This is a genomic window from Amycolatopsis sp. WAC 01376 (assembly GCF_003947415.1).
Lineage (GTDB): Bacteria > Actinomycetota > Actinomycetes > Mycobacteriales > Pseudonocardiaceae > Amycolatopsis.
On sequence record NZ_QHKL01000004.1, the window covers coordinates 98605 to 120497 of the forward strand.

The 21893-nt window shown below is 69.7% G+C and carries 21 protein-coding genes; 10 read left to right on the forward strand and 11 right to left on the reverse strand.

Annotated elements, in window-relative coordinates:
• Positions 1–9: 9 nt before the first annotated feature.
• Positions 10–909 carry a PAC2 family protein gene (locus tag DMH03_RS23235; protein ID WP_125794129.1) on the forward strand — a complete coding sequence of 300 codons (900 nt, stop codon included), beginning with the start codon at positions 10–12 and terminating at the stop codon, positions 907–909.
• Positions 910–1101: 192 nt separating this feature from the next.
• Here DMH03_RS23235 and DMH03_RS23240 read toward each other — a convergent pair whose 3' ends face one another.
• The 3 genes from DMH03_RS23240 to DMH03_RS23250 are packed head-to-tail and all read right to left on the reverse strand — an operon-like array spanning position 1102 to position 3755.
• Positions 1102–1926 (reverse strand): metallophosphoesterase, encoded by an 825-nt coding sequence (locus tag DMH03_RS23240; protein ID WP_125794130.1) that lies wholly within the window; start codon positions 1924–1926, stop codon positions 1102–1104.
• 15 nt (positions 1927–1941) lie between these two features.
• On the reverse strand, positions 1942–3180 hold the full coding sequence (locus DMH03_RS23245) for an MFS transporter (RefSeq protein WP_125794131.1): 1239 nt from the start codon (positions 3178–3180) through the stop codon (positions 1942–1944).
• Positions 3177–3755 (reverse strand): helix-turn-helix transcriptional regulator, encoded by a 579-nt coding sequence (locus tag DMH03_RS23250; protein ID WP_125794132.1) that lies wholly within the window; start codon positions 3753–3755, stop codon positions 3177–3179. The genes DMH03_RS23245 and DMH03_RS23250 overlap by 4 nt, the downstream gene beginning before the upstream one ends.
• Before the next feature lie 154 nt (positions 3756–3909).
• On the opposite strand from DMH03_RS23250, the gene DMH03_RS23255 reads away from it, so the two are divergent.
• Positions 3910–4386 (forward strand): MarR family winged helix-turn-helix transcriptional regulator, encoded by a 477-nt coding sequence (locus DMH03_RS23255; RefSeq protein WP_125794133.1) that lies wholly within the window; start codon positions 3910–3912, stop codon positions 4384–4386.
• Between the two features lie 153 nt (positions 4387–4539).
• On the forward strand, positions 4540–6147 hold the full coding sequence (locus DMH03_RS23260; protein ID WP_125794134.1) for an ABC-F family ATP-binding cassette domain-containing protein: 1608 nt from the start codon (positions 4540–4542) through the stop codon (positions 6145–6147).
• A 72-nt stretch (positions 6148–6219) separates the two neighbouring features.
• On the opposite strand, the gene mshC is transcribed toward DMH03_RS23260, so the two are convergent.
• The 3 genes from mshC to DMH03_RS23275 all read right to left on the reverse strand — a co-directional run bounded on the left by mshC (position 6220) and on the right by DMH03_RS23275 (position 11031).
• On the reverse strand, positions 6220–7458 hold the full coding sequence (mshC, locus tag DMH03_RS23265) for a cysteine--1-D-myo-inosityl 2-amino-2-deoxy-alpha-D-glucopyranoside ligase (RefSeq protein WP_125794135.1): 1239 nt from the start codon (positions 7456–7458) through the stop codon (positions 6220–6222).
• A 220-nt stretch (positions 7459–7678) separates the two neighbouring features.
• Positions 7679–9637, reverse strand: a complete 1959-nt coding sequence (locus tag DMH03_RS23270; protein WP_125794136.1) for a VWA domain-containing protein — start codon at positions 9635–9637, stop codon at positions 7679–7681.
• Positions 9634–11031, reverse strand: a complete 1398-nt coding sequence (locus DMH03_RS23275; protein WP_125794137.1) for a sigma 54-interacting transcriptional regulator — start codon at positions 11029–11031, stop codon at positions 9634–9636. The genes DMH03_RS23270 and DMH03_RS23275 overlap by 4 nt, the downstream gene beginning before the upstream one ends.
• Before the next feature lie 134 nt (positions 11032–11165).
• Here DMH03_RS23275 and DMH03_RS23280 point away from each other — a divergent pair, with 134 nt between their 5' ends.
• Entirely contained in the window at positions 11166–11963 is a 798-nt protein-coding gene (locus tag DMH03_RS23280) for a hypothetical protein (protein WP_125794138.1), read from the forward strand.
• 4 nt (positions 11964–11967) lie between these two features.
• Here the strand turns inward: DMH03_RS23280 and DMH03_RS23285 are convergent, their stop codons facing one another.
• Together DMH03_RS23285 and DMH03_RS23290 are read right to left on the reverse strand one after the other, a co-directional pair.
• Positions 11968–12588 carry a VC0807 family protein gene (locus DMH03_RS23285; protein ID WP_125794139.1) on the reverse strand — a complete coding sequence of 207 codons (621 nt, stop codon included), beginning with the start codon at positions 12586–12588 and terminating at the stop codon, positions 11968–11970.
• Positions 12585–13469, reverse strand: coding sequence for an alpha/beta fold hydrolase (locus DMH03_RS23290; protein WP_125794140.1), 885 nt, complete (start codon positions 13467–13469; stop codon positions 12585–12587). The genes DMH03_RS23285 and DMH03_RS23290 overlap by 4 nt, the downstream gene beginning before the upstream one ends.
• Before the next feature lie 87 nt (positions 13470–13556).
• On the opposite strand from DMH03_RS23290, the gene DMH03_RS23295 reads away from it, so the two are divergent.
• Complete coding sequence (locus DMH03_RS23295; protein ID WP_125794141.1) at positions 13557–14126, forward strand: TetR/AcrR family transcriptional regulator; 570 nt, start codon at positions 13557–13559, stop codon at positions 14124–14126.
• A 562-nt stretch (positions 14127–14688) separates the two neighbouring features.
• On the opposite strand, the gene DMH03_RS23300 is transcribed toward DMH03_RS23295, so the two are convergent.
• Entirely contained in the window at positions 14689–15735 is a 1047-nt protein-coding gene (locus DMH03_RS23300; protein WP_125794610.1) for a ferrochelatase, read from the reverse strand.
• An 86-nt stretch (positions 15736–15821) separates the two neighbouring features.
• Here DMH03_RS23300 and DMH03_RS23305 point away from each other — a divergent pair, with 86 nt between their 5' ends.
• The 3 genes from DMH03_RS23305 (at position 15822) to DMH03_RS23315 (ending at position 18076) form a co-directional block, all read left to right on the forward strand.
• Complete coding sequence (locus DMH03_RS23305) at positions 15822–16406, forward strand: TetR/AcrR family transcriptional regulator (RefSeq protein WP_125794142.1); 585 nt, start codon at positions 15822–15824, stop codon at positions 16404–16406.
• Positions 16407–16481: 75 nt separating this feature from the next.
• Complete coding sequence (locus tag DMH03_RS23310; protein WP_125794143.1) at positions 16482–17663, forward strand: Cmx/CmrA family chloramphenicol efflux MFS transporter; 1182 nt, start codon at positions 16482–16484, stop codon at positions 17661–17663.
• 8 nt (positions 17664–17671) lie between these two features.
• Positions 17672–18076: a nuclear transport factor 2 family protein gene (locus DMH03_RS23315; RefSeq protein WP_125794144.1), complete on the forward strand. Its 405-nt coding sequence runs from the start codon at positions 17672–17674 to the stop codon at positions 18074–18076.
• A gap of 64 nt (positions 18077–18140) precedes the next feature.
• Here the strand turns inward: DMH03_RS23315 and fabI are convergent, their stop codons facing one another.
• Positions 18141–18908 (reverse strand): enoyl-ACP reductase FabI, encoded by a 768-nt coding sequence (fabI, locus tag DMH03_RS23320; protein ID WP_061986623.1) that lies wholly within the window; start codon positions 18906–18908, stop codon positions 18141–18143.
• 48 nt (positions 18909–18956) lie between these two features.
• Positions 18957–19661, reverse strand: a complete 705-nt coding sequence (gene fabG, locus DMH03_RS23325; RefSeq protein WP_125794145.1) for a beta-ketoacyl-ACP reductase — start codon at positions 19659–19661, stop codon at positions 18957–18959.
• A 191-nt stretch (positions 19662–19852) separates the two neighbouring features.
• On the opposite strand from fabG, the gene DMH03_RS23330 reads away from it, so the two are divergent.
• Together DMH03_RS23330 and DMH03_RS23335 are read left to right on the forward strand one after the other, a co-directional pair.
• Positions 19853–21211 (forward strand): MFS transporter, encoded by a 1359-nt coding sequence (locus DMH03_RS23330; RefSeq protein ID WP_125794146.1) that lies wholly within the window; start codon positions 19853–19855, stop codon positions 21209–21211.
• Positions 21212–21221: 10 nt separating this feature from the next.
• A complete protein-coding gene (locus DMH03_RS23335; protein WP_125794147.1) occupies positions 21222–21890 on the forward strand; it encodes a response regulator transcription factor in 669 nt (222 codons plus the stop codon).
• Positions 21891–21893 lie beyond the last annotated feature (3 nt).

A 21893-nucleotide genomic window follows, 5' to 3' on the forward strand; every position in this document is an offset into this window, starting at 1 on the left:
GCTGGTCCGGTGAGTGAGCCCGTCGACGAGACCCAGCGGCCCGGCCGCGACCAACCGGATGACCCAAAGCCGATCATGATCGTCGCCTTCGAAGGATGGAACGACGCAGGTGACGCGGCCAGCCGGGCGGTCGAGCATCTCCAGCTCAACTGGGATGCGACCCCGCTGAGCGAGCTGAGTCCTGACGAGTACTACGACTTCCAGGTCAGCAGACCGACCGTACGCATGGTGGACGGCGTCACCCGAAGGGTCGACTGGCCGACCACGCGGCTCTCGGTGTGCCGTCCGGAGGGCATCAGCAGGGACATCGTGCTGGTCCAAGGGCCCGAACCGAATATGCGCTGGCGTGCTTTCTGCGCCGAACTGCTGGAGTACATCCAGCAACTGGACGTCGCCACCGTCGTCACCCTCGGCGCACTCCTGGCCGACACCGCGCACACCCGGCCCGTCCCGGTCACCGGGACGGCGTACGACAAGGACACCGCTTCGCAGTTCGGCCTGGAGCTGAACAACTACCAGGGGCCGACCGGCATCGTCGGCGTCCTGCAGGACTACTGCGTGCAGGCGGGCGTCCCGGCGGTGTCGATCTGGGCGGCGGTGCCGCACTACGTCTCGCACCCGCCGTCGCCCAAGGCCACCCTCGCGCTGCTGCACAAACTCGAGGACGTCCTCGACGTCGAGATCCCGCTCGGCGCGCTTCCCGAGCAGGCCGAGGAGTGGCAGCGAACGGTCACCGAGATGGCCGAAGAGGACGAAGAGATCAGCGAGTACGTCCGGGGGCTCGAGGAACGCGGTGACGCGGAGACCGAGTTCACGCTGGACGATGTGAGCGGGGACAAGATCGCGGCCGAGTTCGAGCGGTACCTGCGGCGGCGGCGCCCGGGTCAGGACGGTCCCGGACGGGGCTGAGCTCGCGGCACCGCCCTGCCGCAAGTGTCATGAAAGGGTCGTTCCTGACGTTTTTCGTCAGGAACGACCCTTTCATGACATCCGGGACTCACTCGCCACGGGTGAAGCTGCCAGCCCCCTCAAGCGCTATGAACGGTCCGTTACTTGCAAATTTTGCAAGTAACGGACCGTTCATAGCATCCGGGCGACCGCTCAGAAGATGCGCCGCAGCGGGATCGGACCCCGCGCCCGCTTCCGCCACTCCCGCGGATAACCGAGCGAGACCTCTTCGAACCGCACGCCGTCCGCCTCGGTCGAGCGCGGGATGTGCAGGTGCCCGTAGACGGCGACGTCCGCCCGGAAGCGCAGGTGCCAGTCCTCGGTCTCGGTCGTCCCGCACCACAGCGCGAACTCCGGGAAGTACAGCGGCTCGGTCGGGTGGCGGTGCAGCGGCCAGTGCGACATGAGGATCGTCCCGTGGTCCTCGGGGATCGCCTCCAGCCGTTCCGTGCTGATCTTCACCCGGTCGGCGCACCAGGCCTGCCTGCTGGGGTACGGGTCGGGGTGCAGGAAGAACTCGTCCGTGCACAGCACGCCCGCCTCGCGCGCCTGCTCGATGGCGGCCAGCATCGGCAGCCCCTCGGCCGCGGGGGTCCGCCAGCTGTAGTCGTACAGCACGAACAGCGGGGCGATCGTCAGCGGCTTGTCCTGGTGTTCCCACACCGGGTACGGATCCTCCGGGGTGAGGACGTCGATCTCGCGGCAGCGCTCGACCAGATGCTCGTAGCGCGCCTGGCCTCGCAGCTGACATTCATCCTTCTGGGTGGTCCACAGCTCGTGGTTACCGGGGACCCAGACGACCTTCGCGAAACGTTCACGCAGGGTCTTGAGCACCCCGATCACCGATTCGGCGCGTTCGGCGACGTCACCGACCACGAGCAGCCAATCGTCCGGGGTCCGGGGGACGACCTCGTCGACGAGCGGGGCGTTGCCCTCATGGGTGACGTGGAGGTCGCTGGTGGCGAAGAGATGCGGCACTCCACCACCGTAGCTTCACCCGGACCGGGGAATCACCGAAACCGCGTCACGACGCGGCCGGCCCGACGCCGACACGCCCAGCACGACCAACGCCGAGATGGTGTGCAGACCCGCCTGGACGTTCAGCAGCACTCCGGTGCCCAGCACGTTCACCAGCGCGCCCGTCAGCAGCGCGCCCAGCGCCGTGAAGCCCGCCGTGCCGGCGAACACGGTGCTCAGCACGCGGCCGGACCGTTCGGGGGACGCGGTCGTCTGGACCAGTGAGAGCAGCCCGGAGCCGGCGAGCACTCCAGGGGCGCCGACCAGGCCGAAGAGCCCGATGAAGACACCCAGAGACGTGGTCAGTGCCGGCAGGTTCCAGATCACCGCCGACAGCAGACCGAGCGCAAGTCCGCCCCAGCCGAGCAAGGCGGCGGGCGCGACCTTGCGGGCGACGGTGGCGACGGCGAATCCCGCAACCAACCCGCCGAGCGCCTGTACACCGCGAAGCAGGCCGACGTCGCCTTCGGTGCCGTCGAGGATGTCGAGCACGAAGACCACGAAGAGGACCAGGAACATCCCTTGCGCCAGTGACGTCAGCACGACGACGACACCTGCGAGGCGAAGGCGTCCTTCGCGGCCGATCTCGCGAAGCCCGTCGATCCACGCTCGCAACACCGGTTCGTGCGGTCCTGCCGGTTTGGGCACGGCGACGCGCGGAAACGGGCGCGCCAGCAGGGCCGAACCGATCACCAGCACGCCGAGATAAGCCACCACGACCCAGCCCAGGCCGCCGAATCCGAGCAGAAGACCGCCCGCCCAGCCGCCGGCGAGCCGTGCGACGCTCCCGTTGATGCTCATGAGGCCGTTGGCGCCGATCAGTTCCTCGGGAGCGACCAGTTCGGGCACGAGCGCGTTGCGGGCGGGCTCGAACAGCGAAGCCAGCCCAGCTTGCGCGGCCATGACCGCATAGATCACGTACACCGGGCCGCCGGACGCGACGAACAGCAGCGGCAGCGCCACGAACGCCTGGCCCGCGCACACCACGCACAGCACCAGCCGCCGGTTCCAGCGGTCCGCGATCACGCCGGCGACCGGGCTGAGCAGCACCGCGGGCACCAGGCCGAGGACGATGCTCAACGCCGTGGTGGCCGCCGAACCCGTCGCCTGGAAGACGAACACCGGCAACGCGATCTGCAGCATCCACTCGGCGGTCTCGGAGAAGAAGGCGGCGATCCACAACCGCGCGAAGGCGGGTTCCCTCAACGGTTTCATCTGCTCGGCTTCCCCTCGGCGTCGATGCGAAGGAACGCCCGCAGTCCCAAGTGGACCGGGAGGGCCTCCGCGGGAGCGTCTTCGCGGATCGCGCCGACGTAGGGCCGCACGAGCGCGTCGATCCCCCGCACCAGCTCGTCCAGCTCCGCCGCGGTCACCCGCAGCGAGTAGTTGTTGATCCCGGACGCGTCCCGCCACTCCTTGTCGAGCCGGTCGGCGGCGTCGAGATAGCGCTCGGTCAGCTCCTTCTCCCGCGCGAGAGTGGTGCCCACGACCGCCAGTTGCGCCCCGTGCAGCTCCGGGTCGTCGCCGAACTCGATGCCGACCTGACACGCCCGCCATGGCCGCTCGCGGCCGTCCTCCCCCTCGACGCGTTCCACGAGGCCGTGCTGGGCGAGCTGACGGAGATGCCAGCTGCAGTTGGAGGCGGTCGACCCGACGGCCGCCGCGCATTCGCTCGCGGTCCGCGGACCGACCGCCATGAGGTGGTCCACCAGCGCCGAACGCAGCGGATGCGCCAGCGCTCGCATCAGCTCGACGTCTTCGATCCGCTTGCGCGGCGGCAACCCGGCCATCACCCGATCCAATCTGAAAGACTTCTTTCGAAAGTTCTCTTTCAGATTCGCAGGTGGCCGGCGGGATGTCAAGCGAGTCCCCGGATACCCTTGTCCAGGCAGTTGCTGCACACGACAGTAACTGCACAGGTCAACTACTGACTCGAGGAAGCACATGCCCGACCAGCGAGAACTCGCCACCGCGGCGGCTTTGGAGATCCCCCGGTTCGTCAGCGCGACCGTCCTGTTCCAGACGGCCATGGCGGAGCGGCTCGGGATCAGCGCCACCGAGCTGCACGGGCTCCAGCTCGTCATCAGCGGCGCCGCGACCTCGCCGACCGGGCTGGCGCGAGCACTCGGCATGACCACCGGCGCGGTGACCCGGATGCTCGACCGGATGGAGGCGCAGCGGCTGGTCGAGCGCGTCCCCGATCCCGCGGACCGCCGCCGGATCGCGATCCGTCCGCTGCCCGACCGGCTCGACGACGTCGCCGACCTCTACTCCCCCATGGCCCGGTTCTTCGGCGACCGCCTCGGCAGGCTCGACCGGCGCCAGCTCGCCGCGCTTCTCGGCGTCATGACCGACGGGCGCGCGTTCGCCGAACAAGAGGCCGCGCGGCTGCGATCCGACTTCCCCGAAAAGAGGGGTTGACTAATGCTACATAGGTTGCGTTAGACTGTTCGCATCATGGACAACTGACATCGCACCTTCCCCGCTCCGAGGCGGCTTCGGTCGAGCACTGCTCCCGTAAGCCACGAGGCCCGGCAGGGATCACTCATGTCCGAAGAAGCACGGTGATGTCGTATGTCTCTTTCCCTGATCGCCAAGGACCTCGTCCACTCCTACGGTGCCCGCGTCGTGCTCGACGGCGTGAACCTGACGGCTTCGGCCGGGCAGCGGCTCGGCCTGGTCGGCGAGAACGGCGTCGGCAAGTCCACGCTCCTGCGCTTGCTGGCCGGGGTCGAAGAGCCCGACGCCGGCGAGGTACTGCGAGGCGACGACCTCGGATTCCTCTTGCAGGAGCTGCCTTTCGCGCTGACCGCGCGGTTCTCCAACGTCATCGACGACGCGCTCGCCGAAATCCGGCAAGCGTCGGCGAGACTCGACGAACTGACCGAAGCGCTCGCTCGGCATCCGGACGACGCCGCCGTGCTCGACGAGTACGGGACCGTCCTGGAATGGGCCCAGGCGCACGACCTCTGGGACGCCGACCGACGGGCCGAGATCGTCTGCGCGGGTCTGGGGCTCGCCGGGATCGACCCGGCGCGCGAACTGGGCACCCTGTCGGGCGGGCAACGATCGAGGCTCGGCCTCGCGGCGCTGCTGATCCGGCGGCCGGGCACGCTCATCCTGGACGAGCCGACGAACCACCTCGACGACGCCGCGATGGAGTTCCTGGAACAGCATCTCGCGTCGCTGACCGGTGTCCTCGTGCTGTCGTCGCACGATCGCGTTTTCCTCGACGCGGTGTGCACCGACATCGTCGACCTCGACCCGGCGCTGGGCGGCCCGACCCGGTACGGCGGCACCTATTCCGACTACCTGGACCAGAAACGGGTCGAACGGGCGCGCTGGGAACAGCGTTACGCCGAAGAGCAGGACGAGCTCAAGGAACTGCGCGAATCGGTGGCCGTCACCGCGCGCGCCGTCGCGCACAACCGGCCGCAGCGCGACAACGCCAAGATGCTCTACGACTTCAAGACCGGGAGGGTGCAGAAGCAGATCTCGCGCCGGGTCCGCAACGCCCAGTTGCGGCTGGACGAACTGGAACGCGACCAGGTGCGGAAGCCGCCCGCGCCGCTGCGGTTCCAGGGCGGCCTGACCGGCGAACCCGGCGAGGACAAGACGGCCATCTCGGTGCGGGACATCGAGATCGCCGGACGGCTGCGGCTGGCGACACTGGACGTCACGACGACGTCGAGGCTGCTGATCACCGGCGGGAACGGCGCCGGGAAATCGACGCTGCTGTCCGTCCTCGCCGGCTCGCTGACGCCGGACTCCGGGACCGTCCTATCCGGACGCGGCGTACGGATCGGCATGCTGGCTCAGGACGTCGCGTTCGCCGAGCCCGAGAAGACCGCGCAGCGGACCTACGCCGAAGCCCTCGGCGAGGACGCTCCCCCGTTGCGCGGCCTCGGCCTGCTGGCTCCGCGCGATCTCGGGACCCGGGTGGGCGCGCTGTCGGTCGGGCAGCGGCGGCGGCTCGCGCTGGCGTTGCTGATCGCCGATCCGCCGGAGGTGCTCCTGCTGGACGAGCCGACGAACCACATCTCGCTCACGTTGGCCGAGGAGCTGTTCACCGCGCTCGATTCCGCGCCGGGTGCCGTCGTCATCGCGTCGCATGATCGGTGGCTGCGGCGCGATTGGGCCGGTGACCACCTCCGGCTGGAGGCCGGTCGCGTCGCCGTGTAGGGCGTTATACGGATGTCATGAAAGGGTCGTTCAGGACAAAAGATGTCCTGAACGACCCTTTCATGACGTTCCTCAGAGCTCGATGCCGAGCAGCGCGTCGACGGCGTTCCGGATCAGGCCGGGAGCCGCCGGGTCGGTGCCGGACCGGTTCAGCGCCTGCTCCGCCCAGGCGTCGACGGCCGCGAGTGCCTTGGGCGTGTCGAGGTCGTCGGTGAGGTGGTCACGCAGTCGCGCGACGGTGTCCTCCGCCGACGGACCCGTGCCGATGGAGACGGCCTCGCGCCAGCGCGCGAGGCGCGCTTCGGCGTCCGTGCGCAACTGCTCCGTCCACGGCCGGTCCTCGCGGTAGTGCCCGGCGAACAGCGCGAGCCGGATCACGCCGGGGTCGACCTTGTCGGCACGCAGCCGCGAGACGAACACGAGATTCCCGCGCGACTTCGACATCTTCTCGCCGTCGAGGCCGATCATCCCGGCGTGCACGTAATGCCGCGCGAACGGCCGGTCCCCCGCGACGGCCTCCGCGTGCGCGGCGCTGTACTCGTGGTGGGGGAAGATCAGATCCGAGCCGCCGCCCTGGACGTCGAAGCCGAGGCCGAGCCGGTTGACCGCGATCGCGCTGCACTCGATGTGCCAGCCCGGCCGCCCCGCGCCCAGTTCGGACTCCCACGACGGCTCGCCCGGCCGCGCCATCCGCCACAGCAACGCGTCGAGCGGATGCTGCTTGCCGGGGCGATCCGGGTCGCCACCGCGTTCGGCGAAGAACTTGGCCATGGTCTCGGCGTCGTAGTTCGACTCGGACCCGAAGTGCCCGGTCGCGTTGTGGGCGAAGTAGATGTCCGGGTACTCCGCGTCGTCGGCGCGGTACGCGCTGCCGTTCGACAGCAGCTTGGCGATGACCTCGACGATCTCCGGGATGCTCTCGACGGCCCCGACGAACTGCCGCGGCGGCAGCACCCGCAACGCGGTCATGTCCTCACGGAACAGCGCCGTCTCGCGCATGCCGAGGACGACCCAGTCGTCCTTGTCCCGCTCCGCTCGCTCCAACAGGGGTTCGTCGATGTCCGTCACGTTCTGCACGTAGTGGACGTCGTGCCCGGCGTCCCGCCACAGGCGGTTCACCAGGTCGAATGTCAGATACGTGGCGGCGTGCCCCAGATGGGTCGCGTCGTACGGCGTGATGCCGCAGACGTACATCCGGGCGGTCGACCCGGGCGCCGTGGGGCGAATCTGCCCCGTCGCCGTGTCGTGGAGCCGCAGCGGACGGGGGGTGCCGGGGATACGGGGCACGTCGACCGATGACCAAGTCTGCATACCCCGACTGTAAGCGGAGCCGCCACGCCGTTCCCGTCCGGTGGGAGCCGGACACGGCCGGAGTAACCGAATCCGCTGGTCCTCGGCTCCCGCACCAGGTAGCCGAGCTGGACCGGTTCGGTCGCGTACGGCCGAGTTCGCGGCAGGTACAGGTGGTCGTGAGTGGCGATTCGGGTTCTAACCCGAATCGCCACTCACGACCACCGCGACCCACCCCTCACTACCGCTTCCTGACCCGCAGGTAGTCGCCGACCAGGGCGGCGCCGAGCCCGTCCAGATCCGGAGCGACGACGCGGCCGCCAGAGCGCCGCGCGATGAGGTCGACGAACTCCGTCAGGCGCGGGTCGTCCCCGAGCCGGAACACCGTCACCGACGCGCCCAGCTTCGCCATCCGGTCCACTTCGGACAGCGTCTTGAGCAGCGTCCTGGGCTGGGGCGGGTAGTCGAACTCCGCCGAACCGTCGGGTTCGAGATGCGCCGTCGGCTCACCGTCGGTGACCATCAGGACCACCGGCTGCGCGTCGGGATGCCGCCGCAGATGCCGTCCGGCCAGCAGCAGGGCGTGGTGGGCGTTGGTGCCCTGCTCCCAAGCGCCCTCCAGCCCGACGAGTTCGGCCAGTTCGACCGATGTCGCGTAGCGGCCGAAGGTGATCAGCTGGAGGGCGTCGTTGCGGAACCGGGTGCTGATCAGCTGGTGCAGTGCGAGCGCCGTCCGCTTCATCGGCAGCCAGCGGCCCTCCTGCACCATCGACCACGAGGTATCCACGAGCAACGCCACCGCAGCCCTCGACCGATGCTCGGTTTCGATTACCTCGACGTCGGAGACGTCCATCCGGACCAGCCGCTCCCCCACCGAAACCGAGCGCAGGACCGAGTTGCGGACCGTCCTGGAGACATCCCATGGCTGCATGTCCCCGAACCGCCACGGCCTGGTCGCACCGGTCGGCTCGCCCGCGGCGCCGGCGGACTCGGTTTCCCGTTGGCCCGTCTTGCCGCGCAGCGCGTTCACGACGTCGGCGAGCGCCGTCTCTCCGAGTCGCCGCAAAGCCTTGGGAGACAAGCGAAGCGTGCCATCGGGGGCACGTTCGAAGAGACCTTGCCGCCGGAGCTCGCGTTCCAGCTCCGACAGCCGCCGCGCGTCAACTCCGGCGTCCGGTCCGAGCTGGCGTTCGAGAGCCTCGACGTCGATGTCCTCCAGCCGCGCGCCGGGATAGGACTGGCCGAGCTGTTCGGCCAGCGCGTCCAGTTCGGCGAGATCGGACATCGCGCGGGCACCCTCACCGAGGCCCAAGGGATCGTCGCCCCGGAACCGTTCCGAAGACGTCCAGTCCTCGCCGGGCCGCAGCGCGCGCAGCTGGGCGTCCAAAGTGGACAGCTGCTGCGCGAGCCGGGGGTCGCCGAACGCCTGCTGCGACAGTTCGGCCAGTTCGGCCCGTTGCTCCGGGGTCATCGAGTTGAGCATCCGCTGCGCGGCCGCGGCACGAGCGGCGAGGACGTCGATCAGTTCTTCGACGTTCTTCGGGTTCTCCGGGAAGAATTCGCCGTGCTCGCGCATGAACTCCGCGAACCGCTCCGGGACGTCCTCGCGGCCCTGTGCGTGCGCGGCCAGCAGGTCGTTGAGGTCGGCGAGCATCCGGTTGGCCCGCTCGGCCTCTTCCGGTCCGGCGTTCCGCAACGCCTCCTTCATCCCCTCGAAGCGGGAATCCAGCAGCTCACGGCCGAGCAGGTCACGGATCTTCTCGTAGTTCTCCCTGCCCTCCCGCGAGCGCCAGTCGTACTCGGCGAGTTCGCGTACGGCCGCCGCCGTCCCCGGCGGCAACGCGTCCAGCTGAGCCTCACGGAAGCGGGCGTCGTCGTCCGGATCGGGGAACAGCTCGCGCCGTTCGGCCTCCAGTGCCTGGTCGAGCAGCCGCTGGACCTCCTGGAGGGTGCCGTCCAGCCGGTGCCGCCGCTGGATCTCCGACCGGCGCTGCCAGAGCCGCCGGGTCAGTTCGTCGAGCCCGGCGGTGCGCGGGGTGCCGCGCCGCAACAGCTCTTCCAGCGCGGACCGGGGCGAAGCGCCCGCCATGACGTCGCGGCCGATCTCGTCGAGCGCGTCCCGCAGATCCGCCGGCGGCGCCAGCGGATCCGGACCGTCGTGCCACGGCCCGTACGAGTAGCCCTCCGGGGCGGCGCTCATCGGCCGTAGACGGTCGTGCCGTCGTCGGAGTCCTTGGCGAGTTTCCTCGACAGGAACAGGGATTCCAGCGCCAGTTCGACCGCGGCCGCGATCCGCCCCGCCGGTTCGTCCGGGCCGACGCCGGCGCGCGCGGCGACGTCGTGGAGCACTGGCAGCTCCGGCAGCGCGGCGAGGACGTCCTTGCCGGGCACGCGTTCCCCGGTGGAGACCAGATGCCCGGACTCGACGGCGTCGGCCAGCGGCAGCAGGTCCAGACCGGCGAACCGCGAACGGGCCGTCTCCGCGACCGCCCGGCGCAGCAGGTGCACGAGATGCTCGGTCTCGCGGCCCTCCTCGCCCGGCTCGAATTCGAGCTTGCCCCGCAGGACGGCGGGCACCGCGTCGAGGTCGACCGGACGCGCCACGGCGGGTTCCTCGCCGGTCAGCGCGGACCGGCGCAGTGCCGCCGCGCCGACCGTTTCCGCCGCCGCGACGGCGAACCGGGCCGAGACGCCCGATCGCTGGTCGATCACCGGCGACTCGCGCAGGTTCCGCACGAACCGGGCCAGCACCTCCAGCAGCGGCTCGCCGACCTCGGCGACCAGATGCGCCTCCTGCCGGACGACGGCGATCTCCGACTCGACGTCGAGCGGGTAGTGCGTCCGGATCTCGGCGCCGAACCGGTCCTTGAGCGGGGTGATGATGCGGCCGCGGTTGGTGTAGTCCTCCGGGTTGGCCGTCGACACCAGCAGCACGTCCAGCGGCAGGCGCAGGGTGTAGCCGCGCACCTGGATGTCGCGCTCCTCCATCACGTTCAGCAACGCGACCTGGATGCGCTCGGCGAGGTCCGGCAGCTCGTTGATCGCCACGATGCCGCGGTGGGCACGCGGGACGAGTCCGAAGTGGATGGTCTCGGGATCGCCGAGGCTGCGGCCTTCGGCGACCTTCACCGGGTCGACGTCGCCGATCAGGTCACCGACCGAGGTGTCCGGTGTGGCCAGTTTCTCCGTGTAGCGCTCGTCCCGGTGGCGCCAAGTCACCGGCAGGGCATCACCGAGTTCGGCGGCGCGACGGCGCGATTCCGGGGTGATCGGGTCGAGCGGATGCTCGGCCAGCTCGGCCCCCTCGATGACGGGCGTCCATTCGTCGAGAAGTCCCGCGAGGGTGCGCAGCAGCCGGGTCTTGCCTTGGCCGCGTTCGCCGAGCAGGACGACATCGTGCCCGGCCAGCAGCGCGCGTTCCAGCTGCGGCAGCACGGTGCGCGAGAACCCGACGATCCCGGGCCAGGCGTCTTCCCCGGCGCGGAGCTTGGCGAGCAGGTTGTCGTGCAGTTCTTGTTTGACCGACCGCGGCAGGTGACCCGCCGCGCGGAGGTCCCCGGCGGTCCGGGGCAGGTTTGCGGGAACATCGTTCACCCGTTCGACGCTACGTCGCGACCGTGGCCTCTGTCGACGTGAAGCAACTCCAGCTCCGGCGCGTTCACCTGCCCTCCCCCTCGATAACGCGCCCATTTCCGGGTTTCGCCGGAAGCACGACTAAAATCAGTCCAGTGTGCCGTCCTAGTGCGACCCTCGCGGTCTGGTCTTCGGCGTGGCTGAACGGAGCCGCCGCCTCCGACGACATCCTTGACGCCCTTCAGGTCTGGGGCGAAGCCCACGATTTCGTCGCCGCGGACGCGGCGGCCGCCGAGGCGTTCGACCTGCCGCTCGCGTTCAACCGGGCGGCGACCCCGGTCCAGCTGCTGCTCGCCCTGCGCGCGCAAGGCGCCAAGAGCATGCACTTGCTGCTCCCGGTGCCCGGCGACGTGCGGGGGCTGGGCGGCGGCGGGCAGTTCACCGAGGCCGCGCTTCGGACCGGCGAGGCCGTCCTGTTGCCGGATCTCGGCTACGGCGTCGTCCCCGAGGCCATCGCCGAAGGTCTCATGCGGTGGACCGTGTACTCGGTGCCCACGCCGGGTGTCCTCGAGTACCGCCCGCTCGGCGAGGCCGAGCACGGCCTGACCGACGCGATCCGCGCGAGTGCGGGCGCGCTCCAGACCCTGGACGTCGCCAGCGAACGGCCGGGGGTGCGGGCGGAACTCTCGGCCCGGCTGCGGGCGGCCACCGACGCGCCCTGGCCCGCCGGGATGCCCGGCCGGGCACTGCGAGTGCTCCAGCGATCCCAGGAGATCGCGGCGATCCTCGCCATCGCCGAATCCGACGATCCGGGCGGCGCGCTCTCCGCGTCGGCGGCACTTCGGCGGGCGGAGGCCTTGCGGCCGCTGACCGAAGCCGTCCGCAACGCGAGGTGCGCGGCGATCAACGAAGCGGTGCGGGAGTTCGCCGAGCAGGCGGACAGGCACCCGTAGCCGTTCACGTGGTCACGGAGTGCTTTTTCTGGATCTTCTCGGCATACCGGACGGACCACAGCGAAAGCCCGCCGATGACCGCGATCAGCAGGACCACGCTGAGCGCGTTCATCACGTCCGCCGAAAGGGTGTAGACCAGCGGCACACGGACCGCGGCCTCCAGCAGCAGCGCCACTCCCCACACCGCCGACATCCGGGTGAACGCCCGGCGGAAAGCGGGCACCTCGGCGGTGAGGCGGTCGATTTCAGCGCGTTTGGCCGCGTTGGACCCGGCCCGCACGGCGACGAGCACCATGGGCGTGCGGCTGAAGCAGCTCACCAGCAGCACGATCGAGGCGGTCGCGGTGGCGAAGGATTCCTTGAGCAACAGGAATTTCGCGTCACCGCTGACCAGTGAGAGCACGAGCCCGACCCCGAGCACGCCTGCCAGCAACGCGGCGAAGCCGTCGAAGGACCGGTCGCGGACGGCGACCCAGGCGATCCGGGCCGCGGCCACCACCGCCCCGGCCAGCAAGGAGACCTGCTCGCTCTGCCCGGCGAGCCGGAGCCCGTAGTACGCGGCCAACGGGAGCGCGACATCCCAGAGCAGCAAGGAGAGCGTCGGATTCCTGCCGTGCCCGGTCACGACGGTGTTTCCTCTGCCGCCAGAAACGCCAGGATCCGTGCGTTGACTTCGTCCGCCGCTTCGCCCGCGATGGCGTGGGTCGCCGACGGCCACAGTTCGACCTGGCCCCGCGGCAGAAGCTCGCGAGCCCGCGCGGCCGCGCGGTCCGGGTGGTGAATGACGCTGCGCCCGGCGATCAGGGCCAGCACGGGCATCCGCAGTGAGCGCAACTGCGCGTCGGTGATCAACCTGGGTGACGGCAGGGCGATGCGGTAGGTCCGCATTCCTTCGTCGATCACCCGCGCGACCGGATCCGTGGTGTCGACCTCCGCACCACCGGAGATCCAGTGCAGGAACGACGGCCGGGCCCATCGGTTGACGCCGGGAATAGCGGTGAGCGTGGCGCGGACGACAAGTCCCGCGGTCAGCCCGCCGAACGTCAGCACCGGGTCGATCAGCGTGAGCGACCTCAGCCGCTCCGGCGCCCGCGCGGCGAGGTTGGCCGCGAGCCAGCCACCGAAGGAGTACCCGATCAGGTGCACCGCCGCCAGGTCGAGTTCCGCGAGCACCGTACTCAGCCAAGCGGCTTGGTCCACACCGTCCCGGATCGGGGCGGTCTGTTCACTGCGGCCGGGTTCGCCGATGAGGTCGACCGCGTAGACCTCGCCGTGCCGGAGCAACGCGGCGAGGTTGGGTTCCCACATCACCGCGGTCCCGGCACGACCGGGCAACAACACGATCGGCGTTCCGCCCGGCTGCCCGAACCGGTACACGCGCGCCACCCCGAACGCCGTCTCGACGTCGTGGATCCCGGCCGGCGCGGGCAAAGCCGCCAGACCTCGTTCGTAGACGACCTCGTACTCGGCCCGTGCCTCCGACGAGGCGAAACCGCCCACCTTCATCTACACCCCTCCTTTTACGGTACGATCGGATTGTAAACAGTTGGTGAGAAGTTTGCAATCCGATCGGACTGCCAAAAGGAGGAGCGGGTGCCCAAACGAGTCGATCACGAGGACCGGCGGCAGCAGATCGCCGCGGCCGTCCGGCGTATCGCAGCCGACCGGGGGCTCGAAGGGGTCAGCCTGAACGAGGTCGCGGCCGAAGCGGGCATCTCGAAAGGGTTCGTCCAGCACTACTTCGCGTCGAGAGACGACATGCTGCGCTTCGCGACGACCACTTTGCGAAGCGGACTCGAAGAACGCATCGCCACCCCGTCAGAACTCGGCGTCCGGGACCTGCTCGTCGCCCTGCTCCCCCTGGACGAGGCCGCCAGGGACGAAGCGCTGGTCGCCAACGCCTTCCTGATGCGCGCGCTCAAGGATCCGGAGATCGCCGGCCACTTCCGGACCGGCCACGGCCAGCTCCGCGACGCAGTGGCGGCCATGCTCACCGCCGCCAGGGACGACGGCGAACTCGTGCCCACCGTCGACCCGGCCACCGAAGCCGCGCTCCTGCTGGCGCTGGTCTCCGGCCTCGGCGACGCGGTGCTGCTCGGCTATCAGTCCGGCGAAGAGGCCGTCGCCCTGATCGACCTCCACCTGTCGAGGATCGCCGCCTGACGACGATCGACCTCATGAGTGGTGATGACGGTTCGGGCCGTGGCTTAGGTACCTACGGGCGCCTGGATGCGAGCTTGGCCGCGGACCGGTGCGCGGATGGCGGTTTCGCGTGATTGGACGGACGACACGCGTGTTCGGGCGGACGACTCGTGGCGGACCCGGCCGCCATCGTGTCGTCCATCCACTCACGCGTGTCGTCCGCCGGATCACGTTTGTCGTCCGTCCAGTCACGTGACATCGCCGGTTCTGGAAGCCAGGCCCGAGTCCGTGAAGGCCTCCTTGAGGGACTCTGGGTCCCTCAAGGAGGCCTTCACGGACTCGATTACCGCCACGTTCACCCCACCGGCACCAGCAGCCACAGCGGCCGCGCGTGAAGACCCCCTTCCCTCGGCTCAGCCGAAGGAACTCGACCTTCACCCCTTCCCCGGTACATGAAGGACCCCTTCCTTGCGCCTGGCGCAAGGAAGGGGTCCTTCATGTACATCGGGAGGGCACTGGCCGAGCCTTCGCGAGTGGTAAGGGAGGTTCTAACCGTCCTAGCCACTCACGAGGCCTGGGCTCTTCAGGGACGCGCGGGCCTCTTCGCGGGCTCGCAGCACCCGATCGCGCAAGGCGCGCCGTTGACCGTGCACCCGGCCGCCGGGAACGGCGACAGCTTCCGCGCGGGTGCCCCGTCGGTGTGCTCCCGGATCAGTTCCACGACGAGCTCGGCGAAACGCGGGTCGGTGTCCGGCGTCGCGGCCCGCGCGAAGCCCATGCCGTGCTCCGCCGCCCGTTCGGCGGCTTCGTTGTCGAGATCCCAGATCACCTCGAGGTGGTCGGACACGAAACCCACGGGGCAGACCACCACCGAGGTGACGCCTTCCGCGTGCAGCGCGTCGATGTGGTCGACGATGTCCGGCTCCAGCCACGGCACCTGCGGCGGACCGGAGCGCGACTGCCACACGACGTCGTAGGTCTCGATTCCCGCTTCGGCCGCGACGAGGCGCGCGGCCTCGGCGATCTGACGCGAGTAGCGCCGCCCGCCTTCCGAGGGCGGCCCGGACGCGGTGTCGGCGGATTCGGGCACCGAGTGGGCGCAGAAGACGGTCCTGGTTCCAGGTTGGTTCCCCAGCTTCGCGTGCGCGGCGCGAACGGCGTCGGCGAAGGCGGCGATGAACAGCGGGTGATCGAAGAACTGCCGCAGTTTCACCAGTTCCGGCGCGCCGTCGCCGACCGACGCACGGGCGCGCTCGATGTCCTCGTCGTACTGACGGCAGGCCGAGTAGCCGCCGTACGCGCTCGTGGGGAAGACCAGGACGCGCCGGGCACCCGCCTTGGTGATCTCGGCGAGGGTGTCCTCGACCATCGGCCGCCAGTTGCGGTTGCCGAAGTGGACGGGCAGCTCGATCCCGGCGGCCGCGAGCTGCTTCTCCACCGCGGCGATCGCGTCCCGGTTCAGCCGGTTGATCGGCGAGACCCCGCCGAAGTGCTGGTAGTGCTCGGAGACCTCGAGCAGTCGTTCCCGGGGGACCCCGCGGCCCCGCGTGACGTTCTCCAGGAACGGCATCACTTCGTCAGGTCCCTCGGGACCACCGAACGAAAGCCAAAGCAGCGCGTCGTAACCCACCCTGTTCATCTTGCCGCTGTGGCGCCCCGCACGCTGACCCGGCCCGTTTTGAACCGAGCGATCCAAAACCTGGTACGGTCGCTCCCATGGCCAGGCCGAAGGAATTCGACGAGCGCGCCGCGGTCGGGCGCGCCATGGACGCGTTCTGGCTTCGCGGTTACGAGGGCACGTCGACGCAGGCCCTTTGCGAAGCCACCGGCTTGGGCCGCAGCAGCATCTACAACACCTTCACCAGCAAGCACGAACTGTTCGTGCGCGCGCTCGACCACTACGCCGAACGCGGGATCGTGGCCAGGACGGCCTTGCTGGAGGAGTCCGGGACCGGCCTCGATCGGTTCCGCGCCCTGTTCTCGTACACGATCGACGAGGAAGTCGCGAACCACGGCCGAGGCTGCCTCGTGGTCAACACGGTGGCCGAATTCGGCGATCGCGATCCCGAGATCAAGGCGCGGATCGACGCCGACACCGGACGGCATCTCACCCTTCTCTCGGCCTGCGCCAGGGAAGGACAGCTCGACGGGACGATCGACGGCGACCGCGAGCCCGGCGCCATCGCCGAGTTCGCGCACAGCACCGTCGCCGGACTGCGGCTGATGTCCCGCCGCGGTGCCGGACGGGCGGCCATGGAGGCCGTCTCCGCCATCGCACTGGACGCGATCGCCGCGAAGTAACACCTGGAACCAAACCCCTGTGCGCAACGCTGCCCACATTTTGGACTGATCAATACAAAACTGGAGGGAATCCCCGTGCCTTTGGCAGTCTGCGTACTCGGACTGAGCGTGTTCGCGCTCGGCACGTCCGAGTTCATGATCACCGGCCTGCTGCCCGGGATGGCGGCCGATCTGAACGTCGGCATCCCGGAGGCCGGGCTGCTCATCTCGGCTTTCGCGATCGGCATGGTCGTCGGCGCTCCCCTGCTCGCGATCGCGACGCTGCGGGTGCCGAGGCGCGCCACACTCATGGCCTTGCTCGTCGTCTTCGGCGTCTCGCACGTGGTCGGCGCGCTGAGTTCGGGATACGCCCTGCTCTTCGCGACCCGCGTGGTCAGCGCCGTCGCCTGCGCCGGGTTCTGGGCGGTCGCGGCGGCCACCGCCGTCGCGCTGGTCCCGGTCGAGCGCCGCGGCCGCGCGCTGGCCATCCTGGTCGGCGGGCTCACCGTCGCGAACATCGCCGGCGTGGACGCCGGGACCTTCCTCGGCCAGCACGCGGGCTGGCGGGCCGCGTTCTGGGCGGTCACGGCGCTGACCGTCGTCGCGCTGATCGGGGTCTTCGCCTTGGTCCCGGAGACGCAGAACGGTGAGACCAAGACCGACGTGGCGACCGAACTGCGGCTCTACCGCGGCGGCCGGTTCTGGCTGGCACTCGGCGTCATCGCGTTCGCGCAGGCGATGATCTTCGCGACCTTCAGCTACCTCGCGCCCATGCTCACCGAAGTCGCCGGACTGCCGGAAAGCTGGGTTCCTGGCGTGCTTTCCCTGTTCGGGCTCGGCGCGCTGATCGGTATCACCGTCGGCGGACGGCTCGCCGACGCGAGGCCCTTCGCGACCCTCTACGGCGGCCTCGCCGTCGACCTGCTCGCCCTCGTGCTGCTCGCGCTGTCCGGCCCGGCGACCCCGGTCGCGATCTTCGCCGTCTTCCTGTTCGGCGTCGCCGGATTCGGGGTCAATCCCGCGTTGAACGTCCGCGCCTTCGCCGTGGCGGGCAACGCGCCCACGCTCGTCGGCGCGAGCACGACCGCCGCGTTCAACGTCGGCAACACCGTCGGCCCGTGGCTCGGCGGCGAGTCGATCGACGCCGGTCTCGGCTATCCCAGCGTCGCCTGGGTGAGCGTCGGCCTCGGCGTCGCCACCATCGTCGCGCTCACCTTCGCCGCCGGTGTCCAGCGCACCGACGACACCCGCCTGCTCCGCGAACCCGTTACCCAGTAAGGAGAATCATGTCCGAACGAACCCGAGCCACCCTCGACGAGTTCTTCCGCCGAATGTCCACAGGGGACACCGACGGAGCCACGGAGCTGTTCGCCGACAGCGTCGCGTGGGACATCCCCGGCGCGACCGAGCTGGTCCCGTGGATCGGCCCGCGGCGGAACCGGGCGGAGATCCGCGAGTTCCACGAACTGCTCGACAAAGGGCTCATCAAGGACCGGTTCGACGTCGAACGCGTCCTCGTCGACGGGCCGCACGCGGTCGCGATCGGCCGACTCCGCTCGACGATCCGCAGTACCGGCAAGGTGATCGAGACGGCCTTCACCATCGAGTTCGAGGTGAACGGCGACGGCCTGATCACCAAGTACCTGCTGCTCGAGGACTCGTGGCACGTGGCCAACGCCGTCCTGCCCTGATGCGCGTGAAGGCCCCCTTCCCTCGGCTGAGCAGTGGGAAGGGGGCCTTCACGCGCGTCGAGACCTAGAAGCCGGTGGCGTGCAGACCGCCGTCGACCATGATCATCGAGCCGGTGGTCGCGGGCAGCCAGTCCGACAGCACGGCGCAGACGGACTTCGCCGTCGGGTCCGGGTCGGAGCTGTCCCAGCCGAGCGGGGCCCGGTCGCCCCAGCCGTTCTCCAGATCCGCGAACCCGGGGATCGACTTCGCGGCCATGGTCTTCATCGGGCCGGCGCTGACCAGGTTGACCCGGATGCCCTGCGGGCCCAGGTCGCGGGCCAGGTACCGGTTGACCGACTCCAGCGCGGCCTTCGCGACGCCCATCCAGTTGTAGGCGGGCCACGCGACGCGCGCGTCGAAGTCCATGCCGACGATCGACGAACCACGTGACAGCAGCGGCAGGGTCGCGACCGCGAGCGCCTTGAAGGAGTACGCCGAGACGTCGACGGCCACCTTCACGTCCTCGCTGGGGGCGTCCAGGAACGGCGCGCCCAAGCAGGACTGCGGGGCGAACCCGATCGAGTGCAGCACGCCGTCGAGGCCGTCGACGTGCTCACGGACGCGGTCGGCGAGCGAGTCGAGGTGCTCCTGGTTGGTGACGTCCAGCTCCAGCACCGGCGCCTCCTCGGGGAGACGCTTGGCGATGCGCTCGACGAGCGACAGCCTGCCGAAGCCGGTGAGCACGACCTTCGCGCCCTCCTGCTGCGCGATCTTGGCCGCGTGGAACGCGAGCGAGGCGTCGGTGATGACGCCGGTGATCAGCAGGCGCTTGCCTTCGAGCAGTCCTGGCACGGGACCTCCAGTCCGGGTGGTTTCGATCGGTACGGGAAAACGGGGACGTCAGTGGCCCATGCCGAGGCCGCCGTCGACCGGCAGCACCGCGCCGTTGACGTACCCGGCCTCTTCGGAGGCGAGGTAGCGGACGGCGGCGGCGATCTCCGACGGCTCGGCGTACCGGCCGGAGGGAACCTGGGCGAGGATCTCCTTCTTGCGGTCCTCGCCGAGTTCGCCGGTCATGTCCGTGGCGACGAAGCCCGGCGCGATGACGTTCGAGGTGATGTTGCGCGAGCCCAGCTCACGCGCGAGGGAACGGGCGAGACCGACGAGACCGGCCTTGCTCGCCGCGTAGTTGACCTGGCCCGCCGAGCCGCTGAGGCCGACGACGGACGAGATGAAGATGTAGCGGCCCCACTTGCCGCGCAGCATGCCGCGCGAGGCGCGTTTGGCGACCCGGTAGGCGCCGGTGAGGTTGGCGTCCACCACGCGGGTGAACTGCTCCTCGCTCATCCGCATGAGGAGGGTGTCGTCGGTCATGCCCGCGTTCGCGACGAGGACCTCGACCGGGCCCTGGTGCTCCTCGACGAGCTTGAAGGCGGCGTCGATCTGCTCGGCGTCGGTGACGTCGGCCTGCACGCCGAAGAGACCTTCGGGTGCTCCGGAACCGCGGTGCGTGATCGCGACCTTGTGCCCCTGCGCCGCGAGGTCCTTCGCGATCGCCAAACCGATGCCGCGGTTGCCGCCGGTGACCAGTACCGACCGTCCCACAGAGCTCTCCTCGCCTCGTCGTGTCGCGCTGACGGCACTGAGGTTATCGGCTCGCCCGGCGCCCGCCGGAGCCGCGCCACCCCTACCTCCGGGTAACCGCGACCGTCCTAAGCGGATGTTAGGAACCGCGCCGAAACCTTGCCCGGCGGTCACGGATTGTTCACCGTGAGCCGGAACACAGGAGGTCAAAGATGACAACCCGGATCGGCGAATCCTCGCCGCCCGTGAGCGAGAGGCGAGTCGTCGGCAACGTGCTGCGCGGCTCCATCGGCAACCTGGTCGAGTGGTACGACTGGTACGCCTACGCCGCCTTCACCACGTACTTCGCCAAGTCCTTCTTCCCCACCAAGGACACGACGGCGGCCTTCCTAGGCACCGCGGCGGTCTTCGCCGTCGGTTTCCTCATGCGACCGCTCGGCGGCTGGATGCTCGGCCGCTTCGCCGACCGCTTCGGGCGACGAAGCGCACTCGTGCTTTCCGTCACGTTGATGGCGGCGGGGTCGCTGATGATCGCGGTCACCCCGACCTACGCCTCGATCGGGATCGCCGCACCGATCCTGCTGCTGGTGGCCCGGCTCATCCAAGGGCTCTCGGTCGGCGGGGAGTATTCGACCTCCGCGACCTATCTGTCCGAAGTGGCCACTCCGGGCAAACGTGGCTTCTACTCCAGCTTCCAGTACGTGACGCTGTACGGCGGCCAGTTGCTGGCGCTCGGTCTCCAGTTGCTGCTGCAGGCCATCCTGACCGAACAGCAGCTGACGTCGTGGGGCTGGCGGATCGCGTTCGTCGTCGGCGCGCTCGCCGCGGTCGTGGTGATGTTCCTGCGCCGCGGGATGGACGAATCGGCCAGCTTCGAAGAGGCCAAGGCGTCCGGCACCGGCAAGGAGGCGGGCGACAAGGGCACGCTGCGCGCGCTCATCAAGTACCCCAAGGAGATCGCGCTCGTCGTCGGCCTCACCCTCGGCGGCACGGTGTCGTTCTACACCTTCGCCACCTACAGCCAGAAGTTCATGGAGAACACCGCGGGCATCCCGCGCCGGACGGTCACGCTGATCCTGTTCTGCGCGATCCTCGTTGCCGCGATCCTGCAGCCGTTCGCGGGCAAACTCTCCGACCGCATCGGCCGCCGTCCGCTGCTGATGTTCTTCGGCATCGCCGGCACGCTGCTGACCGTCCCGATCATGACGCTGATGGGCGGGACGAAGGAGCCGGTGCTCGCGTTCCTGCTGATGCTGGCCGGGCTGGTGATCGTCACCGGCTACACCTCGATCAACGCGATCGTGAAGGCCGAACTGTTCCCGACGAAGATCCGCGCCATCGGCGTCGGTCTCCCCTACGCGCTCACCGTGGCGATCTTCGGCGGCACCGCCGAGCTCATCGCGCAGGCGTTGAAGGGCGCCGGTCACGAATCGGTGTTCTTCTTCTACGTCGCGGGCTGTGTCCTGGTGTCGCTGATCGTGTACGGCACAATGCGGGAAACCTCGAAGACCTCGGAGCTGGACAAGAAGAGCCGGCCCGAGCCCGAGCTCGTGTCCGGCCGGGAAGGCTAGGCGGGAAGGTATGGCCGTGCGGGTGCTGCTCGTCGAAGACGACGCCGGTGTCGCCGACGCGCTCGCCGAAGCCCTGCAATCGCGCGGCCATACCGTCTCCCACGCGATCCGCGGCAGCGACGCGCTGCACCGGCATCGCGCGGCCGACGTGATCCTGCTGGACCTCAACCTGCCGGACATGCACGGGCTCGACGTGCTCAGGAAGGTCCGGCAGGTCTCTCCGGTGCCGGTGCTCGTGCTCACCGCGAGCGGGGACGAGCGGTCCGTGGTGCGCGGGCTGCGGCTCGGCGCCGACGACTACCTGACCAAACCGGTCCGCCTTGCCGAACTGCTGGCGAGGATGGACGCGGTCGTCCGGCGTGCCGCGGTCTCGGCAACGCCGCAGGACGGCGTCGTCCGCGTCGAGGACGTCGAGATCGACCTCGGCGCGCGGCGCGTGCTCGTCGACGGGACCGACATCGGGCTCACCGCCAAGGAATTCGCCGTCCTGGCCGTGCTCGCCGCGCGGCCGGGCACCGCGGTGAGCCGCCAGCAGCTGATGGACGAGGTCTGGGGCGACGCGTACCTCGCCGTCTCCCGTTCGCTCGACGTGCACCTGACCCAGCTGCGCGCGAAGCTCGACCGGCCGGGACTGCTCACCACGATCCGGGGTTTCGGCTACCGCCTCGGCCGGGGCTGACCG